Source organism: Ferrimonas gelatinilytica (genome assembly GCF_039544205.1).
Lineage (GTDB): Bacteria > Pseudomonadota > Gammaproteobacteria > Enterobacterales > Shewanellaceae > Ferrimonas > Ferrimonas gelatinilytica.
The window spans coordinates 144,693-170,116 of record NZ_BAABLF010000005.1; the positions used below are offsets into that span (position 1 = coordinate 144,693).

At 59.9% G+C, this 25,424-nt stretch carries 19 protein-coding genes; 12 read left to right on the forward strand and 7 right to left on the reverse strand.

Annotated features, from left to right (window positions below):
• From ABD997_RS03020 to ABD997_RS03030, 3 genes are all read left to right on the forward strand, one after another.
• Positions 1-3,141, forward strand: a complete 3,141-nt coding sequence (locus tag ABD997_RS03020) for an efflux RND transporter permease subunit (RefSeq protein ID WP_345315542.1) — start codon at positions 1-3, stop codon at positions 3,139-3,141.
• Positions 3,138-4,559: an efflux transporter outer membrane subunit gene (locus ABD997_RS03025; RefSeq protein WP_345315543.1), complete on the forward strand. Its 1,422-nt coding sequence runs from the start codon at positions 3,138-3,140 to the stop codon at positions 4,557-4,559. Before ABD997_RS03020 ends, ABD997_RS03025 begins: the two co-directional genes overlap by 4 nt.
• Positions 4,560-4,640: 81 nt before the next feature.
• Positions 4,641-4,853, forward strand: a complete 213-nt coding sequence (locus ABD997_RS03030; protein WP_345315544.1) for an acetyltransferase — start codon at positions 4,641-4,643, stop codon at positions 4,851-4,853.
• Between the two features lie 129 nt (positions 4,854-4,982).
• On the opposite strand, the gene ABD997_RS03035 is transcribed toward ABD997_RS03030, so the two are convergent.
• Positions 4,983-5,666, reverse strand: a complete 684-nt coding sequence (locus ABD997_RS03035) for a CAP domain-containing protein (protein ID WP_345315545.1) — start codon at positions 5,664-5,666, stop codon at positions 4,983-4,985.
• A gap of 268 nt (positions 5,667-5,934) precedes the next feature.
• Between ABD997_RS03035 and ABD997_RS03040 the strand changes: the two genes are divergently transcribed.
• From ABD997_RS03040 to ABD997_RS03060, 5 genes are all read left to right on the forward strand, one after another.
• On the forward strand, positions 5,935-6,453 hold the full coding sequence (locus tag ABD997_RS03040) for an MgtC/SapB family protein (RefSeq protein WP_345315546.1): 519 nt from the start codon (positions 5,935-5,937) through the stop codon (positions 6,451-6,453).
• Positions 6,454-6,578: 125 nt separating this feature from the next.
• A complete protein-coding gene (gene hrpA, locus ABD997_RS03045) occupies positions 6,579-10,451 on the forward strand; it encodes an ATP-dependent RNA helicase HrpA (RefSeq protein ID WP_345315547.1) in 3,873 nt (1,290 codons plus the stop codon).
• A 99-nt stretch (positions 10,452-10,550) separates the two neighbouring features.
• Positions 10,551-12,005, forward strand: a complete 1,455-nt coding sequence (locus ABD997_RS03050; RefSeq protein WP_345315548.1) for an NAD(P)-binding protein — start codon at positions 10,551-10,553, stop codon at positions 12,003-12,005.
• 93 nt (positions 12,006-12,098) lie between these two features.
• Complete coding sequence (locus ABD997_RS03055) at positions 12,099-12,572, forward strand: Hsp20/alpha crystallin family protein (RefSeq protein WP_345315549.1); 474 nt, start codon at positions 12,099-12,101, stop codon at positions 12,570-12,572.
• 130 nt (positions 12,573-12,702) lie between these two features.
• Positions 12,703-13,596, forward strand: coding sequence for a L,D-transpeptidase family protein (locus ABD997_RS03060; protein ID WP_345315550.1), 894 nt, complete (start codon positions 12,703-12,705; stop codon positions 13,594-13,596).
• Positions 13,597-13,666: 70 nt separating this feature from the next.
• Here ABD997_RS03060 and ABD997_RS03065 read toward each other — a convergent pair whose 3' ends face one another.
• The 4 genes from ABD997_RS03065 to ABD997_RS03080 form a co-directional block, all read right to left on the reverse strand.
• Positions 13,667-13,930 (reverse strand): Lpp/OprI family alanine-zipper lipoprotein, encoded by a 264-nt coding sequence (locus ABD997_RS03065; protein ID WP_345315551.1) that lies wholly within the window; start codon positions 13,928-13,930, stop codon positions 13,667-13,669.
• Positions 13,931-14,115: 185 nt separating this feature from the next.
• Positions 14,116-14,754 carry a PAQR family membrane homeostasis protein TrhA gene (gene trhA, locus ABD997_RS03070; RefSeq protein ID WP_345315552.1) on the reverse strand — a complete coding sequence of 213 codons (639 nt, stop codon included), beginning with the start codon at positions 14,752-14,754 and terminating at the stop codon, positions 14,116-14,118.
• A gap of 43 nt (positions 14,755-14,797) precedes the next feature.
• Positions 14,798-15,361 carry a GNAT family N-acetyltransferase gene (locus ABD997_RS03075; protein ID WP_345315553.1) on the reverse strand — a complete coding sequence of 188 codons (564 nt, stop codon included), beginning with the start codon at positions 15,359-15,361 and terminating at the stop codon, positions 14,798-14,800.
• 77 nt (positions 15,362-15,438) lie between these two features.
• Positions 15,439-16,158, reverse strand: coding sequence for a metallophosphoesterase (locus ABD997_RS03080; RefSeq protein ID WP_345315554.1), 720 nt, complete (start codon positions 16,156-16,158; stop codon positions 15,439-15,441).
• A 158-nt stretch (positions 16,159-16,316) separates the two neighbouring features.
• Between ABD997_RS03080 and ABD997_RS03085 the strand changes: the two genes are divergently transcribed.
• Positions 16,317-17,654: an alkaline phosphatase gene (locus tag ABD997_RS03085; protein WP_345315555.1), complete on the forward strand. Its 1,338-nt coding sequence runs from the start codon at positions 16,317-16,319 to the stop codon at positions 17,652-17,654.
• A gap of 26 nt (positions 17,655-17,680) precedes the next feature.
• Here the strand turns inward: ABD997_RS03085 and ABD997_RS03090 are convergent, their stop codons facing one another.
• A complete protein-coding gene (locus ABD997_RS03090) occupies positions 17,681-18,493 on the reverse strand; it encodes a M90 family metallopeptidase (protein ID WP_345315556.1) in 813 nt (270 codons plus the stop codon).
• Between the two features lie 316 nt (positions 18,494-18,809).
• Between ABD997_RS03090 and nrdD the strand changes: the two genes are divergently transcribed.
• The 3 genes from nrdD to ABD997_RS03105 all read left to right on the forward strand — a co-directional run bounded on the left by nrdD (position 18,810) and on the right by ABD997_RS03105 (position 22,349).
• Positions 18,810-20,927: an anaerobic ribonucleoside-triphosphate reductase gene (nrdD, locus tag ABD997_RS03095; protein WP_345315557.1), complete on the forward strand. Its 2,118-nt coding sequence runs from the start codon at positions 18,810-18,812 to the stop codon at positions 20,925-20,927.
• Positions 20,928-21,004: 77 nt separating this feature from the next.
• Positions 21,005-21,472, forward strand: a complete 468-nt coding sequence (gene nrdG, locus ABD997_RS03100) for an anaerobic ribonucleoside-triphosphate reductase-activating protein (protein WP_345315558.1) — start codon at positions 21,005-21,007, stop codon at positions 21,470-21,472.
• Between the two features lie 157 nt (positions 21,473-21,629).
• Positions 21,630-22,349 (forward strand): Rossmann-fold NAD(P)-binding domain-containing protein, encoded by a 720-nt coding sequence (locus ABD997_RS03105; RefSeq protein WP_345315559.1) that lies wholly within the window; start codon positions 21,630-21,632, stop codon positions 22,347-22,349.
• Between the two features lie 88 nt (positions 22,350-22,437).
• Here ABD997_RS03105 and ABD997_RS03110 read toward each other — a convergent pair whose 3' ends face one another.
• Positions 22,438-25,260 (reverse strand): FAD-binding and (Fe-S)-binding domain-containing protein, encoded by a 2,823-nt coding sequence (locus ABD997_RS03110; protein WP_345315560.1) that lies wholly within the window; start codon positions 25,258-25,260, stop codon positions 22,438-22,440.
• Positions 25,261-25,424: the final 164 nt, after the last annotated feature.

Sequence of the window (25,424 nt, forward strand, 5' to 3'; positions counted from 1 at the left end):
ATGGCGCAGTTCTTTATTGACCGACCGGTTTTTGCCTGGGTTCTGGGGATCCTGCTGATGTTGGCGGGGCTGCTCTCCCTGGCACAACTGCCGGTGGCCCAGTATCCAGATATTGCCCCCCCTGCCATTGAGATTACCGCCCGTTACCCCGGCGCTTCGGCCAAGACCGCGGAAGAAACAGTGACTCAGGTGATTGAGCAGCAGCTGACGGGGCTGGATAACCTGCTCTACATCGCCTCAAACTCCGACTCCTTTGGTAATGTCAGCATCGTCCTGACCTTTCTGGCGGGGACGGATCCGGACATTGCCCAGGTCCAGGTACAAAACAAGGTGTCCGCGGCGATGGCTCAGCTCCCGGATGCGGTTCAGCGGCAGGGGGTCACCGTGGCCAAGGACAGTGCGGGTTTCCTGATGGTCCTGGCACTGTACTCCGAAGATGGCAGCATGGGCTTTGAGGATCTCTCTGATTACATCGCCAGTAACCTTCAGGACCCTCTGGGCCGGGTGAACGGGGTGGGGTCGGTGCAGCTGTTCGGCGCACCCTACGCGATGCGGATCTGGCTCGACCCGACCCGGCTGGAGGGTTTCGGGCTGATGCCCGGGGATGTCAATGCCGCCATTGCGGCACAGAATATCCAAGTCTCGGCAGGACAGCTCGGGGCTGCGCCTTTGTTGCCGGGCCAGCAACTCAACGCCACCATCTCGGCGCAGTCTCTGCTGACCACACCGGAGGAGTTTGAACAGATCCTGCTGAAAGTGAACCCCGACGGGTCACAGGTCCGGATCAAGGATGTGGCCAGAGTGGAGTTGGGGGCCACCAGCTATACCTCCAAGGCCACCTACAACGGCAAGCCCGCCTCGGGTCTGGCCATCAGTCTGGCAACAGGGGCCAATGCCCTGGATACCATGGCGGCTGTGCAGAGCAAGTTGGACGAGCTCAAACCCTACTTCCCTCCCGGCGTCCAGATGGCGGTGCCCTATGACACCACCCCCTTTATCCGTATCTCGGTTGAAAACGTGATTCACACCCTGATAGAAGCCGTGGTGCTGGTATTCCTGGTGATGTTCCTTTTCCTCCAAAGCGTCCGGGCTACCTTGATCCCCACCCTGGCGATCCCGGTGGTGGTGCTGGGCACGGCGGCGGTACTCATGGTGCTCGGCTACTCCATCAATACCCTGACCATGTTTGCCATGGTGCTGGCTATCGGCTTGCTGGTGGATGACGCCATTGTGGTGGTGGAAGGGGTAGAGCGGGTGATGGAGGAGGAGAACCTGCCTCCGCGCGAGGCAACCGAAAAGTCGATGAAGCAGCTTTCCGGTGCCCTGGTGGGGATCGGCATGGTGCTCTGTGCGGTGTTTGTGCCCATGGCCTTTTTCGGTGGCACCACGGGAATCATTTATCGCCAGTTCTCCATTACCATCGTGACGGCGGTGGCAATCTCCGTCCTGGTGGCCCTTATCCTGACGCCGACTCTCTGCATTCAGTTGATGAAGCCCGGGCACACGGCCGAGAGCACGACCACAGGCTTTTTCGGTTGGTTTAACCGTACTTTCCATCGCATGACCGAAAGTTATGTGGACGGGGTGGGCAAGTTGGCGAAAAAGATGTGGCTGGTCGGGGGAGCGTTTCTCCTCATCGTGGTCGTTGTGGGGGTCCTGCTTTCACGATTGCCCACCTCTTTCCTGCCGGATGAGGATCAGGGGGTGATGCTGGCAATGACCTTCCTTCCCTCCGGGGCCACTCAGGACCAAACCCAGGCGGTGCTGGATAAGATCGAAACCTACATCCTGGAAAACGAATCCGACTACGTTGAGTCGGTGTTTGGCGTGGCGGGCTTCTCCTTTGCCGGCGCGGCTTCCAACTCCGGCATGATGTTTTTGAACATGAAAAAGTGGGATGAACGAAGCGCTCCAGAGGGCCATGTCAAGTCGGTGATGGCGCGGATCCAGAGGTTCATGTCTACCATCCGAGAGGCGATGGCATTCGCCTTCGTACCACCGGCGATCATCGAACTCGGTACCGCGTCCGGCTTTGACATGCACCTGCAGGATCGCAGTGCCCAGGGGCATGCCGCGATGACGGAGGCACGTAACCAGTTGCTGGCAAAGGCCAACCAGCACCCCCTGTTGCAAAATGTTCGCCCCAACGGGCTGGAGGACACGCCACAGTTTGTCATTGACATTGATAACCTGAAGGCAGAGGCCCTGGGGGTGTCCATCTCCGACATCAATACCACCTTGATCACCGCGTTTGGTTCCGCCTACGTGAACGATTTCGTGGATCGTGGGCGGGTCAAGCAGGTGTATGTGCAGGCGGATGCGCCGTATCGCATGACGCCCTCTGAGATCAACGAGTGGTACGTTCGAAACGCCTCGGGAGAGATGGTTCCGCTTAAGGCGTTCAGTACCACGCGCTGGGATTATGGTTCACCACGCCTGGAGCGGTACAACGGGATCTCCTCCATGCAGATCCAGGGAGAGCCCAGCCCAGGGGTGAGTACCGGGGCGGCAATGGACACCATGGAAGCCCTGGTAGCCGAATTGCCCGGGGGGATGTCGCTGGAGTGGACGGGCCTCTCCTACGAGGAGCGTCTCTCCGGTAACCAGGCTCCCATGCTTTATGCGCTGTCGATCCTGATCGTATTCCTCTGCCTGGCGGCACTCTATGAAAGCTGGACGGTGCCTTTCTCCGTGATTCTGGTGGTGCCTCTTGGGGTCCTGGGCGCGGTGCTGGCAACGGGACTTCGCGGACTGGAAAATGACGTCTACTTCCAGGTGGGGCTGCTTACCACCGTGGGACTCTCGTCGAAGAATGCCATCATGATCGTGGAGTTTGCCAAGCAGTATTACGACGAGGGCCAGGGCGTCCTGGAGGCGTCGCTGCATGCTGCCCGGGTTCGCTTGCGCCCTATCCTGATGACTTCATTGGCCTTCGGTTTCGGCGTGTTGCCGCTGGCGCTCTCCACCGGCGCCGGCTCCGGGGCGCAAAACGCCGTAGGGACCGGGGTGGTCGGAGGGGTACTGACCGCTACCTTTATCGGTATCTATTTCATTCCTCTGTTTTTCCTTTTTGTCATCAAGCTGTTCAGCGGCCGCAAGAGCCCAGTGAGCGAGAAAGAGTCTCTGGAGGGGCAGTCATGAAACGATGGCTAGTGATTGCCGGTTCCGCCCTGCTGACCGGCTGTATGAACCTCGCCCCGGATTACGAGCGTCCGGAGGGCGCCATGCCCGAGTTTTGGGCCGAGCCCTCGGCGATGCCGTCTGAAATCAGCAGTGCGGCACTGGATTGGCGCAGTTTCATCGTGGATCCCAAGCTGCAGCGCCTGATCGAGATCGCCTTGGAACATAACCGGGATATCAAAGTGGCATCGGAAACGCTGCGTCAGGCTGCCGCCCTTTATGGCGTGCAGCGCTCTGAACGTTTTCCCAACCTGGATCTGACCGCCGGTTTCATCAATCAACGGGTTCCGGAGGCCCTCTCAGGCGTACCGGACAGTGTTAACCGGCAGCACAGCATCGACCTGGGGTTGCTTAGCTATGAGCTGGATTTCTGGGGGCGGGTAGCCAGTCTCGAGCGTCAGGCCTTGAACGCTTACCTGGCGACGGAGCAGGGCAGGCGCAATATCCAGATCATCGTCATCAACCAGGTTGCCGCAACCTTCCTGCAACTGGCGGCGGACGAAGCCCTGTTGCTTCTGGCAGAAGAGACGATGGAGAGCCAGATGGCGTCCCTGGCGCTGACCCAGCAGAGCTTCGATAACGGCGTGGTCTCCGGGCTGGATGTAGCGCAGGCGGAGGTCACCGTGGCGATCGCTCGCGTGGATGTGGCGAACTACAGTAACCGGGTGGCCGCGGGCGTTAATGCCTTGGTGTCTCTGGTGGGAACCGGCTTTGATCCCGTGTTGCTGCCAGAACCCGGTCAGATGGAGGTGCTGGCACCGGTCCAGGTTGGCCTGCCATCGATGTTGCTTACCCAGCGCCCGGACGTGGCGCAGGCGGAGTACAACCTGATTGCTGCCAACGCCAGCATTGGGGCGGCCCGCGCCGCCTATTTTCCCAACATCAGCCTGACCGCGACCGCGGGACTGCTCAGTGCCGATCTGGATGATCTTTTCAGCGGCGACGCCGGAAGTTGGAACTTTACCCCGAGTCTCTACCTGCCGATCTTCAACTGGGGCCGGGTACGGGGCAATGTGGAGGTGGCCAAGGCGCAGGCTGCCATCGCACTGGCCCAATATGAGCGCACCATTCAGATTGCCTTCCAGGAGGTATCGGACGCCCTCTCCGGTCAGCGTTATCTGGCACAACAATATGAAGCGCAATCGCAGTTGGTGGACGCAACCGGCACCAGCTTTTCCCTGTCGGATCTGCGTTTTCGTCAGGGAGTCGACAGCTTCTTCACCGTACTCGACTCGCAGCGTGGCTACTACAGTGCGCAGCAGGGCCTGATCAACCTTGCGCTGGTGCAACAAAATAACCGGCTCAACCTGTTCCGTGCCCTAGGCGGCGGCTGGGTAGGCAGCCCGACGGCGGATGAGATACCGCCGAGATCCGATTGACAGGGATATCAGAGTAAAAGAACTAATGCCCTTGGGCGTTATCTAATCACCATGGCGTAGTTTCAACAGGGGAAAGTGACGATGCTATTACGGGATAAAAACACGGGGGATTTGGTTGAGGTGATGGACGACAATGGCCTGCATAATCCCTTCGTAGACAGAGTAAAGGTGCAATACCAGTGTGGACAGGATCTGGCGGATCCGGAGCTGTGCGATAAACAGAGCCTGGTGTTTCCCTCCGGAGAAGCCCTGCCGGAGTGTTGGATCAACGGCCATTATCGAACACGCACCTGAGTCTTGGTTCCCAGTTTGCCACTGTCCAATCCCGGTGACGAAAGGCCACTGAAGGATTGATATCGAAACACCGCCCCGGCGGTGTTTTTTATTCCAAAATCAAACCGGCGACCGAGATCCAATGCTTGTCTAAGGGGCATGGTCCCGGAACTCGGCGGCGAAATTCTGCACCAGCATGTGGCCGTAGAGAGGGTGGGGGCCGTAGGCAACGCCAACCCAGCGGTAGCGATGATCCAGGATCACGTTGCGATGTCCCCGGTCCGCCACGCCATCGTCAATCAGCAGTGACATCACCGCATGGCGGGCCACCATGCGCTGGGCATCGCCATAAAACAGGTTTTCACCTACGGCGATATTCCATTCCCCCTGGGCGCGGATCCGCTCCTCGGGGGTTGAGCCGTTGCTGCCGATGTGCCCAATGCTCCGTTCCCTGGCCTGCGCCTCGCGATGGCTGCGAGCCGAGAGTGTCAACCCGTAAGAGGGCTGCAGAGGTCCGGCGGGCTGCGCTGCCAACAGCGCCTGGATCGCCTCCTCCAGTGCAGGACGTCCCTCTTTGGTCACAACCACCTGGATACGGTTGGGAACTGGGGAAAACCAGGGCGGGTCAACAATATCCAGGCCCTGGTAATAGGCACGCATCGGGATCAGGACCTCCCGGGCGTACCGCGCTGGCTCCGTCCGAACGTAGTTGAGCTCCTCGATCACCTGGGCCTCGACCGGTGAGAGCTGCAGGGTGTTGGCCCCCTGAAGCGGGGCGGCCAGGATGAGCAGGCAGAGCCCAGCCCAGAGCGCCGGCAGAGAGGAAAAACTCATCGTGTCCCTTAACGGCCTCGGTGTCGCCGTGATAAGCAAGCGGTGCCGCCCGGAGTTGGGCGTCCATCTTATTGGTTACCATAGCAGTGCCTGTGTTCGGTGAGAAAGCTTGTCCGGGCACAGCAAGAGAGAAAAGGGCGGCGGAGGCAATGGAAAAGCGGCGACGGCGATCCACGGCGGTGGCATACTGGCGGCTCAATGTGTAACGACAAGGTTCCCATGCAGGGGGCTGCGTCACTTTGGCCGCGCGGGGCGGTGAGGAAAGAGCATGGAGAGTTGGTGGTCGATCGAGCCTTTTGACTGGCAACAGATTGTTATCGCGCTGTTTTGTGGCGGCATTATCGGCCTGGAACGGCAGCTTCGGGGTAAGCCAGTGGGGATCCGAACCGCCTCCCTGATCGTGCTCGGCACCCATATGTTTATCGTTGCCTCCACCAGCCTCAATAACGAAATGACCGATACCTCCAGGATCATCGGTCAGGTCGTCACCGGCGTAGGCTTCCTGGGGGCGGGTGTGATGCTGGCCAAAGATGGGATGGTTGTGGGCGTGACCTCCGCCGCGACCATCTGGGCCCTGGCTGCCATCGGCGTCTGCCTCTCTGTGCTGGACCCTCTGGTGGCGGTCAAGCTCTCCGTCGTGGTGGTGGCGATCCTCTGGGGTGTGGATGTGATGGAAGCGTATTCGTCGGCATTAAGCCGAGGGGTCTACAGCCGTTACTATGAGCTGAAAACCCGGTTACGGCGCAAACATATGCCCACACAGGAAGCCGTTCCCCACAAGGATTGACGCCGGTTGCGTATGAATAGTGCAAAATTGCGGCAATGCTTTGGAGGGCGGTGGCCAGGGGCTTAACCTCAGTGGTGGTGCCTGATAGGATCCCCCGGTTAACGCATGACCCACAGGAAGCTGTCTTGAGCAACGCCAACCCCTTTACACCGCAAGAACTGCATCACTGCATGGTCAGTGATGCAGCCACCATTCGTCGTCGGCTCGCCGGCCTGAAGCGGGTGAAGCACGCCGATAAAAGAGCGGCCATCACCGAGCAGCTAGTGGCACTCAAGCTCAAGAGCCACGAGCGGGTCGCCCAGCGTACTATCGACCTGCCGAAGCTGACCTACCCGGACCTGCCGGTATCGGATCGCCGGGAGGAGATCGCCCGCGCCATCGCCGAACACCAGGTGGTGATTGTGGCGGGGGAGACCGGCTCCGGTAAAACCACTCAGCTGCCCAAGATCTGTATGGAGCTTGGGCGGGGCACCCGGGGGGTGATAGGCCACACCCAGCCGAGGCGTTTGGCGGCTAGGGCGGTGGCATCACGGGTGGCCGAGGAGCTTCAGTCGGAGTTGGGTCAGCACGTGGGCTTCAAGGTGCGTTTTGCCGATCAGATCTCCTCGGACAGCTACGTCAAACTGATGACCGACGGGATCCTGCTGGCGGAGATCCAGCACGATCGCTGGCTAGACCAGTACGACACCCTGATCATCGACGAGGCCCACGAGCGTAGCCTTAATATCGACTTCCTGCTGGGCTATCTCAAGCAACTGCTGCCCAGGCGCCCGGATCTCAAGGTGGTGATTACCTCCGCGACCATCGATGTCGAACGCTTCTCCGCACACTTTGATAACGCCCCGGTGATCGAGGTGTCCGGCCGTACCTATCCCGTTGAGCAACGCTACCTGCCGCTGGTTCGGGATGAGGGGCCAGATCTGGAGCCGCTGGAGGGGATCTTCGCCGCCGTGGATGAACTCTGCGCCGAGGGCCCGGGGGATATCCTTATCTTCATGAATGGCGAGCGAGAGATCCGGGATGCCGCCGACGGTCTGCGCCGGCGCAACTTGCGCGACACCGAGATCCTGCCACTCTATGCCCGGCTCTCCCATGCTGAGCAGGCGCGGATCTTTTCCGGTCATTCGGGACGGCGAATCGTGCTCTCCACCAACGTGGCGGAAACCTCTCTGACGGTGCCGGGGATCAAGTATGTGGTTGACCCCGGGACGGCGCGGATCAGCCGCTACAGCTATCGTACCAAGGTGCAGCGGCTGCCCATTGAGCCGATCTCCCAGGCCAGCGCAAACCAGCGTGCCGGTCGTTGCGGCCGTGTTTCCGAAGGGATCTGTATCCGCCTCTACAGCGAGGAGGATTTTCTCAATCGTCCCGAGTTTACGGATCCGGAGATCCTGCGCACCAACCTGGGTTCGGTGATCCTGCAGATGCTGAACCTGGGACTCGGCGATATCGCCGATTTCCCCTTCGTTCAGCCACCGGATAGCCGCCACATCAAAGATGGCATCAACCTGCTGGTGGAGCTGGGGGCGATAACCCTGCACAAGGGGCAGCCGCAGATGACGGCGCTCGGGCGTAAACTGGCGCGCTTGCCCATCGATCCTCGCCTGGCTCGGATGGTCCTGGAGGCGGACGGCAACGGCTGTGTTCATGAGGTGATGGTTATCACCGCCGCGCTCTCGATCCAGGATCCCCGGGAGCGGCCTATCGACCGCCAACAGGCCGCCGATGAGAAGCACCGGCGCTTTGCCGATAAGGACTCCGACTTCATCGCCTTTTTGAATCTTTGGCGCTACCTGAGGGAGCAGCAAAGGGCGCTCTCCTCGAGCCAGTTTCGTCGCCTCTGCAAGGCGGAGTTTCTCAACTACCTCAGGGTGAGGGAGTGGCAGGACCTGTACGCCCAGCTGCGTCAGAGTCTCAATGATCTGGAGATCCGGATAAGCCTGGACAAAACACCGGAGTATGACGCGATCCACCGCGCCCTGCTGGCGGGGTTGCTCTCCCACATCGGGCAGAAAGAGGCGGACGGCAGTTTCAAAGGTGCCCGCAACGCCAAGTTCTATGTGTTTCCCGGCTCCCAGCTGGCGAAGAAGTCCCCCAAGTGGCTGATGGCGGCGGAGTTGACGGAAACCAGCCGTCTCTTTGCGCGTACCGTGGCGAAGATCAGTCCCGAGTGGGTGGAGCCCCTGGCGCCGCACCTGGTCAAACGCAGCCACAGTGAGCCGCACTGGGAGAAGAAGCCCGGTGCGGTGATCGCCAGTGAGCAGGTTAGTCTCTTCGGCCTGGTGGTGGTGCCCGCCCGAAAGGTTCAGTTTGGCCCCATCGACCCGACCACGGCTCGCCAGATCTTCCTTCGCGAGGCGCTAGTCCAGGGTGAACTGGGGATGGATGCGGACTTCCTGAAGCGCAACCTGGCACTGCTGGAGGAGGTGGAAACCCTGGAGCATAAGTCCCGCCGCCGGGATATCCTGGTGGATGAGGAGAGCTTGCTGGCCTTCTACGATGAGCGCGTCCCCCCTGAACTGCTCACCCGAGCCCAGTTTCAGGGGTGGTGGCGCAAGGCGCAGCGGGATCGTGCCGATTGGCTCGATTTCTCCAAAAGTGCGCTGATGAAACGGGATGCCGAGCACGTGGGGGAGTCGGATTTTCCCGACTTCTGGACCCAGGGCGACATTACCCTACCGCTCTCTTACCGGTTCGAGCCCACGGCGGAGGACGATGGGGTCTCCCTTCACCTGCCTATCGAGCTGCTTAACCAGTTTTCCCCCGAGGGGTTTGACTACCTGGTGCCGGGACTGCGGCATGAATTGGTGGTGGCTCTGATCAAGACCCTACCCAAGGCGCTTCGGCGCCAGTTCGTGCCGGCACCCAACTACGCCTCGGCGGCGCTGGCGAACATTACCCCCTTTGAACAGCCCCTGCTGGAGGCGCTCTGTAAGCAGTTTCTGCGCATGTCGGGCACCCGGATTCGGCCTGAGGATTTCGAGGTGACGGAGCTTCCTAAGCACCTGCTCTTTAACTTCAAGATCGAGGACGACAAGAGGGAACTGCTCGCCCAGGGACGGGATCTTCTGGCGCTCAAGGCCGCTCTCAAAGGCAAGGTAAAGCAGGTGATTGCTAAGGTGGCGGACTCCGGTATCGAGCAGTCCGGCCTGACTGACTGGACCCTGGGGACCCTGCCCACAAGTTACGAACAGAAGCGGGGCGCTTACGCGGTTAAAGCCTTCCCTGCGCTGGTCGACGAGGGGGAGAGCGTGGCGGTGAAGCTGTTTGACAGCGAGGAGCGGGCGCGGGCGGCGCATCGCGCGGGTTTGCGCAAGCTGCTTCTGATCAACGTGCCCAACCCGGTGAAGTACCTGCAGCAGAAGCTACCGAACAAATCGAAGTTGGCGATGTACTTCAACCCCTTCGGCCGGGTTGACCTGCTGATCGCCGATTGCATCGACGCGGGGATCGACGAGATCCTGGCCACTCACCACTTGACGGTCGAAGATCCCGCCAGCTTCGCCGAGGCCCGAGAGCGGGTGAGGGCAGAGCTCGATGATACCGTGGTGGCGATTGGCACCAAGGTTGAAGCGGTACTGACCACACGGGGCGCTATCGCCAAGAAACTGAAAGGGCGGATCGCGCTGGAGCTGGCTTTCGCCATGGCGGATATCCAGGCCCATCTGGATAAGCTGGTGTACAAGGGTTTCGTGGCGGATACCGGCTGGGATCGTCTGGATGACCTGGCTCGCTACCTGAAGGCGATAGAGCGCAGGCTGGAGAAGCTGCCGGTGGATCCCCAGAGAGACAAGCTCCAGTTGCTGAAGATCCAGAAGGTGGAGCAAGCCTATCAGCAGGCACTTAACAAGCTCCCCAAGGGGCAGGCGGTGCCCGAGGCTTACTCGGCGATCCGTTGGATGCTGGAGGAGTACCGGGTCTCCTGTTTTGCCCAGAACCTGGGGACTAAGTACCCCATCTCAGACAAGCGGATCATGAATGCAATCCACGAGTTGTGATCTCATACCGCGGTTTTGCGTAAGAGTTTCAATCGTCATGTCGAGGGGCGAAAACGCCGTTTGGCACTCTTTTAACCTATCAATGGATCATTGCTTATCATGACCCGGGGCCACGCTCTAAACACCAAAGCGGTGAGCAAAAAGCCGGTGATCGGCATCGTGGGTGCCGGCGTGGCGGGCACCACCATCGCCCTTTACCTGTCGCAGCATTACCGCTGCGAGGTGCGCCTGCTGGATAAAAACGACACTGTGGTCAACGGTCCGCCAATCTGTCACCTGCATGCCGGTGGCAACCTTTACCGGGAGATCCCCGATGAGGAGTGCCTGGCACTGCTGGAGCAGTCCGTGGAAACTCTGAGGTTCTATCCCCACTGCGCCAATGTTCGACCGACGGTACTGGCGGTGCCTACCCGGGATCCCGGTTCGGTGGATGATCTGCTGCCGCGTCTGGCCAAGCTCCAACAAAGATATCAAGCGCTTATCGACGAGGACCCGGCCAATGCAGTGCTCGGGCCCGCCGAGGCGTACTATCGGCTCTACACTCGAGCGCAGATGGCGCAGTTGGCCGGGCAACCGCTACCCCGTACGCCCCTCAGTGCCGATGACTGGATGATCCCGGTGGCCCGTAGCCTGGATTTTAACCGGGTGAAGTGGCCGCTGATCCAGGTGCAGGAGTACGGGCTCAGTGTCTTTCGGTTGGCGGCCAACGCCAGTCTGGCGTTGGCAAATCAGCCCAACTGCCAGGTACTGCTCAATACCCGGGTGACTGGCCTGCGACCCCAGGCACAAGGGTGGCAGCTTCAGGCCGAGAAAAGCGGGAAAGTTACAGCCCCGCTTACGGTCGATTACCTGGTCAATGCCGGGGGGCACCGAAGCGGCGAACTGGATGATTGGGCGGGTTTGCGACGGCCACGCTGGGTGGAGTTCAAGGCGGCTTACCTGACCCGTTGGTCCGATGTGCCCGGTAACTGGCCGGAGCTTGTATTCCACGGTGCCCGGGGCACACCGGAAGGGATGGCGCAACTGACCCCCTATGCCGACGGCCATTTCCAGCTCCATGGCATGACCGATGAGATCACCCTGTTTCCCGGTGGTCTCAGCGCCAGCACGGATCAGAGCGCACAGCCGGTCCTCGCCCCCCTGCTGGCACGCAAGTTGTCTCAGGGCTGGCAGGCGGGGGAGATCGGTCAGCGAAGCCGACGGGCGATCGCGCATCTCGCTCACTTCATTCCCGCTTTTGCCAGTGCGGAAGTGGCGGGAAAGCCCCTGTTTGGAGCCCAACAGATCCCTGGCAGTAACGCCGATCTTCGCGCCGCCGGGATCTCCTTTGCCGGCCATGACTACGCCCGGGCGGAGATCGTCAAAGCCAACTCCGCACTGCCCGTTGCCCGCGCCCTGGCCGAATACTTGATGGCACAGGGCCGTCTCCAGCCTCTTTCTCGCCCATGGCAAACGGCGTTGTCCGCGGATGCCGTAGAGCGGACCGCCTGTGAGTTGGCACTAAGACGTGATTACCCCGAAGCACTGGCGCGGCGCACCGGCCAAAGTTTATAACCAGGTTGATCGGGATCAATCGCTGCCCTTGCATCTTCGCGCTGCTGGACCCATATCAGTAATGAGGTTCAGGAAAAGCGATAGGAGGTGCGTATGCGTCGTGGATTTCCCAGCCTCTTCGGTCATCGCCGCGCTGTGACCCCGTTTCAGCGTGACTTTGCTGACCTGTTCGAGGCTTTCGATCAGAACTGGCCCTTTGCGGGTCAGAATGGGCATCAGGACTCAGCGATGCCCGCCGTGGATGTCCGGGAGTTGGAGGATCACCTGGAGGTGACCGCCGATCTGCCGGGACTGGCCAAAGAGGACATTGAGCTCCAGTGTGCCGGTGATCGCCTGCTGTTGAAAGCGGAGCGAAAAGGTGAGCGCACAGAGGAGAAGGAGAAAGGCTATCGGGTTCTCGAGCGTCATTTTGGCAGCTATCAGCGACTTATCCCGCTGCCGTTCGTTGTCAAAGATGATGCAGCGATTGAGGCTCGCTACAAGGATGGCGTGCTGACCGTTCATATCCCCAAACCTGAGGGTGAGACCGAGGCGCACAAGCCTATCCCGATCCGGTTCGAGCATTGAACTGTCCAGGGCAATGCGCTCCCATCATGGATGGGGGCGCTTTCGTTTGTTCGGCGTTTCCGGGGATGGGCTGTCTTTTGAAAGCAGGATTGATAGACTATCACACCGTATTTTTAATAGAGTTGGATCCGTGCGTTCACTGCTGCTGTTTCTGCTTATGCTTTCGTTGCCGTCTCACGCGGCCATCTATTCTGCCCCGCAACCCCAGAGCCGTCTGATCGGTTTTGCTATGGAACACCGGGTTCAGGTTGGCCAGACGCTGGACGACATTGCCGAGCAGTACAACATGGGCTTTTTGAGCCTGATTGCTGCCAATCCGGGGGTTGACCCCCTGCTGCCGACACCGGGCTCCATACTGAAACTGCCGTCGCAGATGCTGCTGCCGGACGTGGAGCGGGTGGGCATCGTGGTTAACCTGGCGGAGTTGCGACTCTACTATTTCGAGAACGCCCGTCAGCGGGTGCATGTCTACCCCATCGGCATCGGGGTGATTGGGCGGGAAACCCCGATCGGAAAGACCCGGGTAAGTCAAAAGCGCAAGGATCCTACCTGGACCCCCACCGCCACTACGCGCAAGAAGTGGCTGGAGGAGAATGGCGAGCCGCTGCCTCCGGTGGTGCCGCCGGGCCCGGACAATCCGCTGGGCCACCGCGCCCTACGCCTGGGTTTTGGCAACGGTGAGTACCTGATCCACGGAACCAATAAAGATTTCGGCATCGGCATGCGGGTCTCCGCCGGTTGCATCCGTCTGCGTCCAAACGACATCGAACACCTGTTTGACCTGGTTCGGCGGGGGGAGCCGGTGCGGGTGATCAATGAACCGGTTAAACTCGCGGAAGAGGCGGATGGCTGGTATATCGAAGTGCATGAACCACTCTCGGAGGAGGTGGCGCTGGACAGGGAGGAGAAGGAGATCCCGGTAAGCTCTGAACTGCAATCAAAACTCGAATCTTTACGCCTGCCTCCACAGCGGCTTCAACAGGTGTTTGAAGAGCAAAGTGGCCTGCCGCAACGCCTGTTGTAGGACTGCTTTAGGAAACGTTGACACAAAAAAGGCTCGCCATAGGCGAGCCTTTTACTAACCAGCGGTCCAATTACTTCTTGGAGTAACCGCTAGCCATGTTGTCGATGCGAGCATTGGCACGTGCCGCTTCTTCCTGGGCTTCCATGGAAGCAGACTTAGCTGCGTTGATGTCAGCATTCATCTGGGCGTGATCGGAACGCAGGGCGCCCACTTGATCGGCCAGGGAATCAACCTTGTTAGACAGAGTCTCAACCTGGGTTTCCAGCTCTGAGTTGTTTGCACAACCGAACAGCAGGCCGCTCATGGCCACAACGACCAACAGTTTTGCTTTCATATCCTCTCCTTAATTTTTTTTACGGCAACGTGGCGAGTGAGTTGAATCCACATCGCTTAAAATGTTGCGCCGACAAGTATGGCATAAAACCTCATCTACTCAAGCCTTCAGTTTGGCTAACTCTTTGCTCAGTAAGGGATTGGTTAAGTTCTGCCCTTTCCAACCGGGTTAATTCGGTAGGGATATCAGGGGATCACGTAAAGGCCAACGGCAACGCAGTGACAGGCGGCTCCGCCGAGAACAAACAGGTGCCAGATCGCATGGGTGTAGCGCTGACGCTTGGCCACGTAAAAGAGCGTACCTAGGCTGTAGCTGAGCCCACCCGCTACCAGGAGCAGAAAACCGGGACGGGGCAGGGTTTGGTAGAGTTGCCAGATCACCACTAGGCTGGACCAGCCCATTACCAGGTAGGTGAGCAGTGCCAGCTTTTTAAAGCGGTCCACGAACAGGGCTTTGAACATCACACCGGCCACGGCCATCGCCCAGATGAGCGTCAGCAGAAGGGTACCTGCCTCGCCATCGATGGTGATCAGCATGAAAGGGGTGTAACTGCCGGCAATCAGGAGATAGATGGCGCAGTGATCGAGGCGTTTGAACACCGCCTTGGCCCCCTGGTGGTGGATGGCGTGGTAGAGGGTGCTGCAGAGAAAAAGCAGGATCAACGTGGCTCCGTAGATGCTTATCCCGGCGATCTCTGCGGGAGTTAGAACCGGGATCCCCTTGACCAGCATCAGGGTTAAGCCGACGATGGCGGCTGCGACGCCGATGCCGTGGGAGAGGGCATTGGCGATCTCTTCATTGACCGAGTAAGTTTGAACGCGCATGAGATTCCTTCCTTGATGTCTGCCGCTCATCTTACCAGCTCATCTACAGCGTACAAGTGTTCGCTGAGTGATTCTCTCTGTCATCCTGCATGAATGTTTCCCGCTCGATCTGAAAGAGATCCACCGGGTGGCCGCAAACACGGGTCGGCCGGCAGTAGTGCAGTCCCAGGGCTAGTGCCACCGAGCGGGAGCGAAGGTTCTCCTTGTGGATCAAACTGATGACCCGGTCGAAAGGGCGTTGCCGAAATCCCCACTCCAGTGCGGCAGCGGCGCCTTCACGGGCGAAGCCCTGGCCCCAAACGGGGCGTGCCAAGGTCCAGCCGATCTCGACGCCGGGCCAGCCCTCAGGTTGCCAGAGCCCAATCCGCCCGATCACGGTAGCGCTATCGGAGTGTTCGACAGCCCAATGCCCAAAGCCCTTTAACTGCCAGTGGCCCACCATCATCGCCAGGTGGCGCCAGGCGTCATTGCGGCTTAAGGGGTCCCCACCCAGATAGCGCATCACTTCGGGGTCGGCGCAAAAAGCGGCGTAGGCATCAAGGTCCTCTGCACGCCAGGGTCGCAAACAGAGACGGTCGGTATGCAGGATCGGTATCAAAGTGGCCATTGAGAATCAGTTCCAGCACTAAGGTATTGGTGATGAATGGGAATTCGGAGTATTGGCTTGAGCAACGATCGGGATGATCAGCACAGGCATTGCATCAACTGCTCTGCGCTGAGCAGCGTCAGCGAACCTTTCGGGTAGCCGGCACCAGTATCGATCCAGATCCGGTTCGCCAGTTTGTGCAGGTTGGGTTGTGGCGTGTGGCCCATCACCACCGCATCGATGCCGGAGATCGGTTCGGGGTGAGCACCCTTGCGGGCCTGGTTCAGAGTGTTGCGGGACCACTGACAAAAGGCGATCTCCTCGGCACAGAGGCCTTCATGGCAGGCATTAGCAAACTGGCCCCAGCTCCTGCCCGGCAGGTCCGCATGGACAACACCGATTCGGGCTTTAAGAGCTGGGATCTGGATCTCCAGAGCGATCGGCATCTTGGGCAGCAGCCTCAGCGCCAGGCTGGCGATGGCATCTTGTTGCGGCCCGGGTAAGCGCTGGTACCAGTCTCCGCCGGCGTTTTGCCATAGGCTCATTGTCTCAGGAGGCCCCGTCAGGGCATCAAGCATCATTTTTTCATGGTTGCCTTGAACTGCAACGAACCAGGGTTTTTCCAACAGGGCGAGACAGGCAGGGCTATCGGCGCCACGGTCGATAAGGTCACCGACGCTGATCAGGCGATCCCCCTGGTCAGGGTCAAACCGGTGGCGTGCCAGTGCACGCTGCAACTGGTGGATCTCGCCATGAAGATCCCCCAAAAAGAAGGTCCGCAACGGGCAGGTTAGGGTGAGTAACTGTTTTTGCTTCATAGAGTAAGGCTAATTCATTTGAACGAGTTTGCCCCATCCTTAGCGACGCCTCCTCGGTGACCCCCTTACTTGGTCCGGCCGCGTCGCTGTTATACCCTTGCCAAGACCAGAAACGGCGGGCGCCAACACCGCCTTGATCAAAAAGCAGAGGAATGAGGATGGGGAGGAGAAAAGCCTGGCTCGCGGGCCTGATGATGATGGTTTTGGGGGCGGCGTTGCCCGCATCAGCCCGGGATGAGGTGCGTAATGTTATCTTCATGATCGGCGATGGCATGGGGCCCGCTTATCTCACCGCTTACCGCTATGCGTTGGCGGGAGAGCCCGGTGGCGCGATCGCGCCGACCATCTTTGACCAACTTCTGGTGGGCAGTGCTTCGACCTACCCCATGGATGACACCTTCGTGACCGACTCCGCTGCTGCTGCCACCGCGTTGGCGACGGGGGTGAAAAGTTACAACGGCGCCATCGGGGTGGACAACAATCAGGTCCCGCTGCGTTCCATTCTTGAACAGGCGCGACTTCTGGGCAAAAGCACCGGTGTTGTGACCACCTCCCAGGTGAATCACGCCACTCCGGCCAGCTTTCTGGCCAACGTTAAGCGTCGCAGTCTCTATGACGCCATCGCCGAGCAATATGTGCATAAGCGTATCGCTGACAAAACTATGTTGGATCTGATGTTTGGCGGTGGCGAGCGCTATTTTTCCCGCGCCCCGGGCGGGTTAGCACTGCAGCTGAGGGAGATGGGCTGGCAGCAGGCTTGGGAGATGGCAGAGTTGGAGCAACTGGAGCGCTTACCGGCGATGGCGCTGATGGCTGAGGTTGCGCTGCCCCACGCCATCGACAGTGCGCACCCAGACCGCTTGCTGCGAATGACCGATAAGGCATTGGCCCTGCTTTCGTCCCAACCCAACGGATTCTTCCTGATGGTGGAGGGAAGTCAGATCGACTGGTGTGGCCACGCCAATGATATCCGCTGCGCCCTGGGGGAGATGGCGGACTTCGCCAAAGCGGTGGAGCGTGCCAAAGCCTTTGTGGAGGAGAATCCGGACACCCTCCTGGTGATAACGGCGGATCACTCCACCGGTGGCCTCACCCTTGGGGCCGGCGGTACCTACCAGTGGCTGCCTGGGCCGATCCTACAGGTGGAGCGGACCGCGGGCTATATCGCCCGTAAGATGCTCGAAGCGCCGGAGTCGCCGGTGGAGGCGGTCTGGTCTCGTTACGCGTCGCTGCCGCTTTCGTCGCAGGAGTTGGCGATGCTGGCGCTGGCCCGTAAGGCGCAGCTTGACGGGGAGGGGCCCTACCATCTTTCCTCGCGAATTGGCCAACTGGTGGCCAAGCGCTCCTTTACCGGCTGGACCACCAGCGGCCACACCGGTGAGGATGTCAGCGTCATGGCCTACGGAGAGGGCGCGGACACCTTTATCGGGTTCCAGGACAATGCCGATATCGCCCGGAAAATTATGAGCCTTCTTGGCGAAGCTCAGCGCCCATGATGGCCCTTGGGTGTCGGCAGTGGCCTTTAGCCTTGGTTGGGCTTGGGCGCGCGTTGGCGGGGATCCTGCCCGTAGTAGGATTGCAGGCAGTGATACCAGTGGGGTAGAGCCTCGGCGAGCCGGTGGGGCTGGGTGAAGAAGCTTTCGCTGCTGACGGCAAAAAACTCGCCCCTGTTGGTCAGGGCGTAAGGATCCATCGGCAGCCGCTGTTGGATCGTTGCTTCCCCCCACTCCTGTTCAAGGGCCTCGTGGTATTGCTGCTCCAGGGTTTGAAATGCCCGTTCGAGCGTCTGTTGCCACACGGAGAGTGCATTCAGGCTCAAGGGCGGTGTACCGTTCACCTCACCACTGGCCATGTCCAGCTTATGGGCCAACTCGTGGATCACCACGTTGTAGCCGCTCCAGTCGCCACTGGCATCGATATCCACCACGGAAAACTGGACAGGGCCCTGCTCCCAAGCCTCTCCGGCGAGCAAGTCTGTTTCCTCATGCACCAGTCCGAGCTCATCCTGCCATTGGGCGTCGCCTTCGAAGAGGTCGGCGTGGAAACGCACCTCGTAGAAGGTGGCGTAGTGGGAAAGGTTTTTGGTCAAAACAGGCAGCGACGCCATCAGGGCGGTACGGATACAGAGCCGATCGGTCAGTGTGACACCGGGGCCGGCAACGACGAAGCGTTTCTGAGCCAGGAACGCCTGGCCCAGAGCAATCAGGCGGTCGGCGTCCACCTGGCCAAGATGGGTCAGGATCGGTACCGCTTCCAGCTCTTTTTGCCAGCGTCGACGGCGCTCTTCTGCATCCTGAGCGGGTCGTAAGCGACGCAAAAAATGGCAGAACCTCACGGCCGTGCTCCCTGCCGAGGGTGATGGATCCGACAGATCAAGCTTGATTTCTCCTAAGGGTGATCGCCCCCAAGTATCCGGTTTCTCGGCGTGATCGCCAAGTGCTAGTTCGCTATAGTTCGCGCCCCTTTATGGTGGCGTGCAAGCCCTCGCCATTTCCTGTTCGGTTACTGAGCCATCGCACCCTATATTGATCCCGGTCACGGTCAATGGGTGAGGGTAATGCTCCAATGTATCCTATATTTTGTGTTGTGGGTGTCCGGAAGCACCATATCTGGTGTTGTCAGGGAGGCGCCTGTTGAGAGGAGTGAACTTGATGCCAGTAGTGATTAAGCGGGACGGATGCCGCTCAAACTTCGACGGTGAACGTATTCGGCAAGCGGTGCTTCGGGCCGCAGAAGCCGTGGGGCAGGGCGATAGCGCCTATGCCAACCAGGTGGCCGAAACCGTAACCCGACAACTGGCAGCGGAGCAGGAGGTTGCGATCCATCGCATTCAGGACGCCGTTGAGGACGCCTTGATGGCCGGCCCCAACAAGGCGATCGCCCGGGCGTACATCGAATATCGCCATGATAGGGATCTGGCCCGTGAGCGCGCCAGCCATCTCAACCGGGAGATCCGCGGCCTGGTGGAGCAGAGTAATTCGGATCTGCTCAATGAGAACGCCAACAAGGACGCCAAGGTGATCCCGACCCAACGGGATCTGCTGGCGGGGATCGTAGCCAAGCATTACGCCTGTCGCCATATCCTGCCCCGTGACGTCGTGACGGCCCACGAGCGGGGCGAAATCCACTACCACGACCTGGACTACGCGCCCTTCTTCCCGATGTTCAACTGCATGCTGATCGACCTCCACGGAATGCTCACGGGGGGGTTCAAGATGGGCAATGCGGAGATAGACACGCCGAAGTCGATCTCCACCGCGACAGCGGTGACGGCCCAGATCATCGCCCAGGTGGCCAGCCATATCTATGGCGGGACCACCATCAATCGCATCGACGAGGTGCTGGCGCCCTATGTTCAGGCCAGCTACGACAAACACCTGGCGGTGGCCAGGGAGTGGCAGGTTCCGGATCCGCGCGCTTACGCGCAGGCACGCACGGAAAAAGAGTGTTATGACGCCTTCCAGTCGCTGGAGTACGAGGTGAACACGCTGCACACCGCCAATGGACAAACGCCCTTCGTGACCTTCGGGTTCGGACTCGGCAGTGGCTGGCAGGCTCGGCTGATCCAGCGCTCAATTCTGCGCAACCGCATCGCGGGGCTGGGTAAGAACCGCAAAACGGCGGTGTTCCCCAAGCTGGTGTTCGCCATCAAGGAGGGCCACAACCACAAGGCGGGGGATCCCAGCTACGACATCAAGCAGCTGGCCCTGGAGTGTGCCTCCAAGCGGATGTACCCGGACATCCTCAACTACGACAAAGTGGTGGAGGTCACGGGCTCCTTCAAAAACCCCATGGGGTGTCGCTCCTTCCTGGGGGTGTATGAAGAGGGGGGACAGTTGCAGCATGAGGGGCGCAATAACCTGGGTGTTGTCTCGCTCAACCTGCCGCGGGTGGCGATGCAGGCCAAAGGCTGTGAATCCCGATTTTTCTCGCTGTTGGATGAGCGACTGGCGCTGGCCCACAAGGCGCTGATGACCCGCATCGAGCGTCTACAGGGGGTCAAGGCCCGGGTCGCGCCGATCCTCTACATGGAGGGTGCCTGCGGTGTTCGCCTGCAGGCGGATGATGAGATCACCGAGATCTTCAAGGGTGGTCGGGCCTCCATCTCGCTGGGTTACATCGGTTTGCATGAAACGGTGAATGCCCTGTTTGGGGCCCAGACCCATCTCTACGACAGCGACATCCTCAGGGAGAAAGCGGTCAATATTGTCCGCCACCTGAAAAAGGCGGTGGATCGCTGGAGTCAAGAGAGCGGTTACGGCTTCAGCCTCTATGCGACACCCAGCGAAAATCTCTGTACTCGCTTTTGTAAAATCGATACCCAGGAGTTTGGCCTGGTGGATGGCGTAACCGACAAGGGATACTACACCAACAGCTTCCACCTCGATGTGGAGAAGCGGGTGAATCCCTATGACAAGATCGATTTCGAAATGGTCTACCCCGCGATCAGTTCCGGCGGGTTCATCAGCTACGGCGAGTATCCCAATATGCAGCACAACCTCGAGGCGCTGGAGGATGTGTGGGATTACAGTTACGCCCGGGTGCCCTATTACGGCACCAATACGCCCATCGATGAGTGTTACGAGTGTGGGCACTGCGGTGAGTTTTCCTGCACCAGCAAAGGCTTCGTTTGTCCCCAGTGCGGTAACGCCGACCCTGCCAGGGTGTCGGTGACGCGCCGCGTGTGCGGCTACCTGGGGAGTCCGGACGCACGCCCCTTTAATGCCGGAAAGCAGGAGGAGGTAAAGCGGCGGGTCAAGCACCTTTGAGTCCGCCCTGCCGATCCGTACGGAGTGCCTGCGCCGTGCGGGCGCCCAGTGCGGGTGGCGCCATACGTGGAGTAACCATGCATTACCATCAGTACTTCCCCGTGGACGTGGTGAACGGGCCCGGAACCCGTTGCACGTTGTTTGTTTCCGGTTGCGAGCACCAGTGCCGTGGCTGCTATAACCAGTCAACCTGGCGGCTGGACTCCGGTCATCCCTTTGACCAGGCGATGTCGGACAGGATCATCCAGGATCTGAACGATACCCGCATCCGTCGCCGCGGTCTGTCGCTCTCCGGCGGTGATCCCCTGCATCCGGCCAACGTGGGCGCCGTTTTGGCCCTGGTTCGTCGTGTCAGGAGAGAGACTCAGGGGAAAGATATCTGGCTCTGGACCGGCTACGAACGGGAATCGCTCAGCGAGGCACAACTGGCGGTGATCGATTACGTGGATGTGCTGGTGGACGGGCCCTTCATCGAGGCGCAGAAAGATATGACGCTTCAGTGGCGCGGCAGCCGAAATCAGCGGATCCATGCCCTGACGCTTTAGTCGCCGGTCTTAGGTCCAGTCGGTCGGTGCGTACCGAATAGGGTTCACTTACCGCAAGTCCCTCACTATTAGTCTGATTTTTATACCTACGGTGCTCCATCACCGTTAGGATAGGCAGAAACACCAATCGGGATTAGGGATGGAAACGCAGGGAAGAGTGGTAGGAAACAGTGTGGTGGTGGCTGGCGCCACCGGTGCGACCGGCCGCGAGCTGATGGGTCGGTTGCTGGCCGATGAGCGCCTCCACAGGATCCACCTTCTCACTCGCAGTATGACTCCCTGGTGCGATAACCCTAAAGTTATCGAGCATCACTGGGCGCCGGTTCCAGCTCCGTCCGGTCAAAAGGTCACCCTCAAGCGTATCGAACTTCCAGCCTCCCTCGAGCGACTGGCCCTAGATGAACCTGTGACAGCGCTATTTTGCTGTCTTGGCACCACCTTGGCCCAGGCCGGGAGCAAGGCGGCATTTCGAGCGCTCGACCTGGATGCGGTGGTGGCCTTGGGGCAGTGGGCGAAAAAGCATGGGGTCGGCACGATGCATGTGATCAGCAGTAAGGGAGCAAATCCCCAACGGCGTGCTTTTTATTTGAGATGCAAAGGGGAGATGGAGCGGGCGCTGATGGACCTTGAGCTACCCAGCCTCTATCTCTATCGTCCCTCACTGCTGGCGCGTCCTCAGCCCCGTTTTGGCGAACATCTGGGTGAACGGATACTGAATCTCCTCACCTGTCTGCCCGGCAGTGCTCACTGGCGCCCGGTTCCGGTGGCAAGGTTGGCGGCGGTCATGGTGGAGAGGGCCCGTGAGGCGAAGGCCGGTGTTCACTGCATCGAGTCGGGGCAGCTTTGGGATGAGAAGGGAAGCGGAGCCGCTGAATGAGCGGGTCTACACCAGGTTTCGTGGGGGGTTAAGTAGGGAACATAAGCGTGGCCCGGCGGTGTTGGGCCGCCGGGCCACGTTGGTTTTTTTAGCTTCCCGCCGGGCGGGTGCACTCCTCGACCAGATACGCCAGGTGGCGGTAGCTGATCCCGCTGTGGCGTGTCAGGCCCAACTCACACATACGGTTGGCGTAATAGCCCTCATTGAGCCCCTCTGGCAACTGGCTTTTCAGGTTTCGCAGGGCATCGGCATTGATCTCCGGCTTGAACAGCCCTTTTTCACCGGCGAAACCGCAGCAAAATATCCTTTCCGGACGGATCACCTGGTCGGCACACTGCTCGGCGATGGCGTTCATCTTGCTGCCCGCATTGAGATGCTCGGCGCTGCAGCCGACGTGAAGGGCGACTTGGGCCTTACGATTGACCAACTCCAGCTTGTCCAGTAGGTGGTCGTGGATGAAATCGACCGCATCCACCAGGGTGTAGTCGACACCGGCGTCCTGCAGGGTCCGCTTGGTGCAGGAGAGGGCGTCGATGATCACAGGATGCTGGCCGCCATCGGTCATCGCCTCGAGGGCATCGATCAGCTCCTTTCGTTTCCCGTCGGCGTTTTTGTAATCCCCTTTGGATTCCCACATCTGACCGCAGCAAAGCTGGCGGGTATTGTCCGGGACCCGAACCTCGTAGCCAGCTCGCTCCAGCAGGGTGACCATGACGTCGGGCAGGGTGGTGTGATCCGGATCTTCCGGGGTCGGGCCGAAAGTTCGGCCACCACAGGCGGCAAAGTAGACGACGACGGGACGCCCCTCACCGGACTGTGTCGGTTTGGGCAGATTTCCCCCCTTCGGGAACGACGGATCCCAGTAGGGGACCTCCTTGGTGATAACACGTCCGACCTTCATCAGGCCTCCGGTGATGGTGCTACCGGTAAACTTGTGGATCCCGTGCAGCAGGTCAAAGCCCGTGCTCAATACCTGGTTGACCCCTTTGTAGTGGTTGGCCTGGAAATCCAATACCTTCTGAGCGGTACTGGTGAGCTGTTCGCTGCGCAGTTTCCGGGTGAGCATGCCCATGTTGTTGTCGACGGGGCAGGCGATGGTGCAGAGTTGGCAGGCCACGCAGGTATCGATCACGTCGTATTGGGCCGCCTCCCGCATTTTTTGCGCCTTGGCGTGCTCACCGGCCTGATCCAATCGTTCAATCTCTCGCAGGGTGGTAATACGGTGGCGTGGGGACATGTTGAGATTGTTGGTGGGGCAGGTGCGTTCGCAGAAGCCGCACTCGATGCAGCGGTCCACGTAATCATCTACCGCGGCGGAACTTTTGATCTGCTTGACGTGCACCTCCGCATCCTCATTGAGGATCACGCCGGGGTTGAGCAGACGGTCGGGGTCGAAGGCCTCTTTGAGCTTTTTCATCAGCGCATAGGCTTTGGGTCCCCACTCCAGCTCAACAAAGGGGGCCACGGCGCGCCCGGTACCATGCTCAGCCTTCATGGAGCCATCGTATTTGTTGATCACCAGATCGGCGATGGCCTGCATGAAGCGGTCAAACTGCTCCACGTCGGATTTTCGCCGGAAGTTCGGGGTGATAATGAAGTGGAAGTTGCCGTCGAGGGCATGACCGTAGATCACCCCCTCGGGATAACCATGGACCTGGAACAGCTCTGACAGATCTGCGGCGGCGTTGGCCAGATCCTCTACCCGAAACGCCACGTCTTCGATGATGACGGAGGTCCCTTTGGGGCGTTCACCACCGATAATGGGGAAGAGCCCCGAGCGCATCGCCCAGTACTGACCAAACACCGCGGGATCGGAGCTGAACTCGATGGGCCTGAGGGTTTCAATATGGGCGATCGATTGGGTGATCTGTTCGGTGTAGGCTTGGAGCTGTGCCTCATCGTTGGCGCGGCTCTCGATAAGCAGGATGGCGGTGCCCTCTGGCAGCTCGGATAACCACTCCGGCATCCCTTTCTTGCCAGTAACCGCTTTGATCGACGCCCAGTCAAGTAGCTCCGCCGCGGCAACGGCATCGGTTTTCAGTGGCGGAATCGCCTTGGAGGCGTCAACCATGTTGTGAAACACCGCCATGGCGGAAGCCTTGTTGCGCGCCTCTGGCACCGTCCGGTAGGTGACCTCCTCCACAAAGGCAAAGGTGCCCTCGGAGCCCACCACCAGGTGGTTGATAAGGTCGAAGGGGTCTTGGTAGTCCACTAGGGCATTCAGGCTATAGCCGGTGGTATTCTTGATGGCGTACTTCTGCCGGATCCTGTCCGCCAGTTCCGTGTCCGCCTGGGTGCTTTTCGCCAATTCGGTCAGCGTTGCCAGCAGCTCGGGCCGAGCCTGGGTAAAAGCGTCCCGGGAGTCAGGATCACCGGTATCCAGGCGCGTGCCATCCGCAAACAGCAGCTTGGCGCTCTCGATGGTCTGGTAGCTGTTTTGGGTGGTACCGCAGCACATGCCGGAGGCGTTGTTGTTCACGATCCCCCCGACCATGCAGGAGGTGAGGGTCGCCGGATCCGGCCCGATTTTGCGATCGAGCGGTTTGAGTTTGGCGTTCGCTTCCGCGCCGATCACGGCGGCACCAAGGGTGATATGGTTGGCATCGTCACTGATGCTGATGTTGCGAAAGCCATCGTAGCCGAGCATCAGCAGGATCCCTTCGCCAACTGCCTGGCCTGAGAGGCTGGTGCCGGCAGCACGAAAGGTGACCGGTGCCTTGTGGGTGCGGGCGACGGCGAGAACCTTGGCGACCTCTTCGGTCTGGTTTGCGTGCACCACGATCTCTGGCACGATGCGGAAGTAACTGCCATCCGTGGACCAGGCAAAACGGCGTACGGGATCGTCCGTGACGGCCTCTTTGCCAAGTTGTGCCCGCAGATCGGCTAACACTTGCTGGTAATCGACGCTCATCCTTACCCCTTTCAACTGATGCTATGACTTTGACCCTTAAAAAGCGTAGCGGAGCGGACGAGGTTCTTCCGCTTAATCTTTTGAACCGGCTGTGACCTTTTGGGCGGCAGGGTTGGCTTGGGGAGGTTGCGCTGAGGAGTAGAGCGGGGATGGGGACAGTCGTT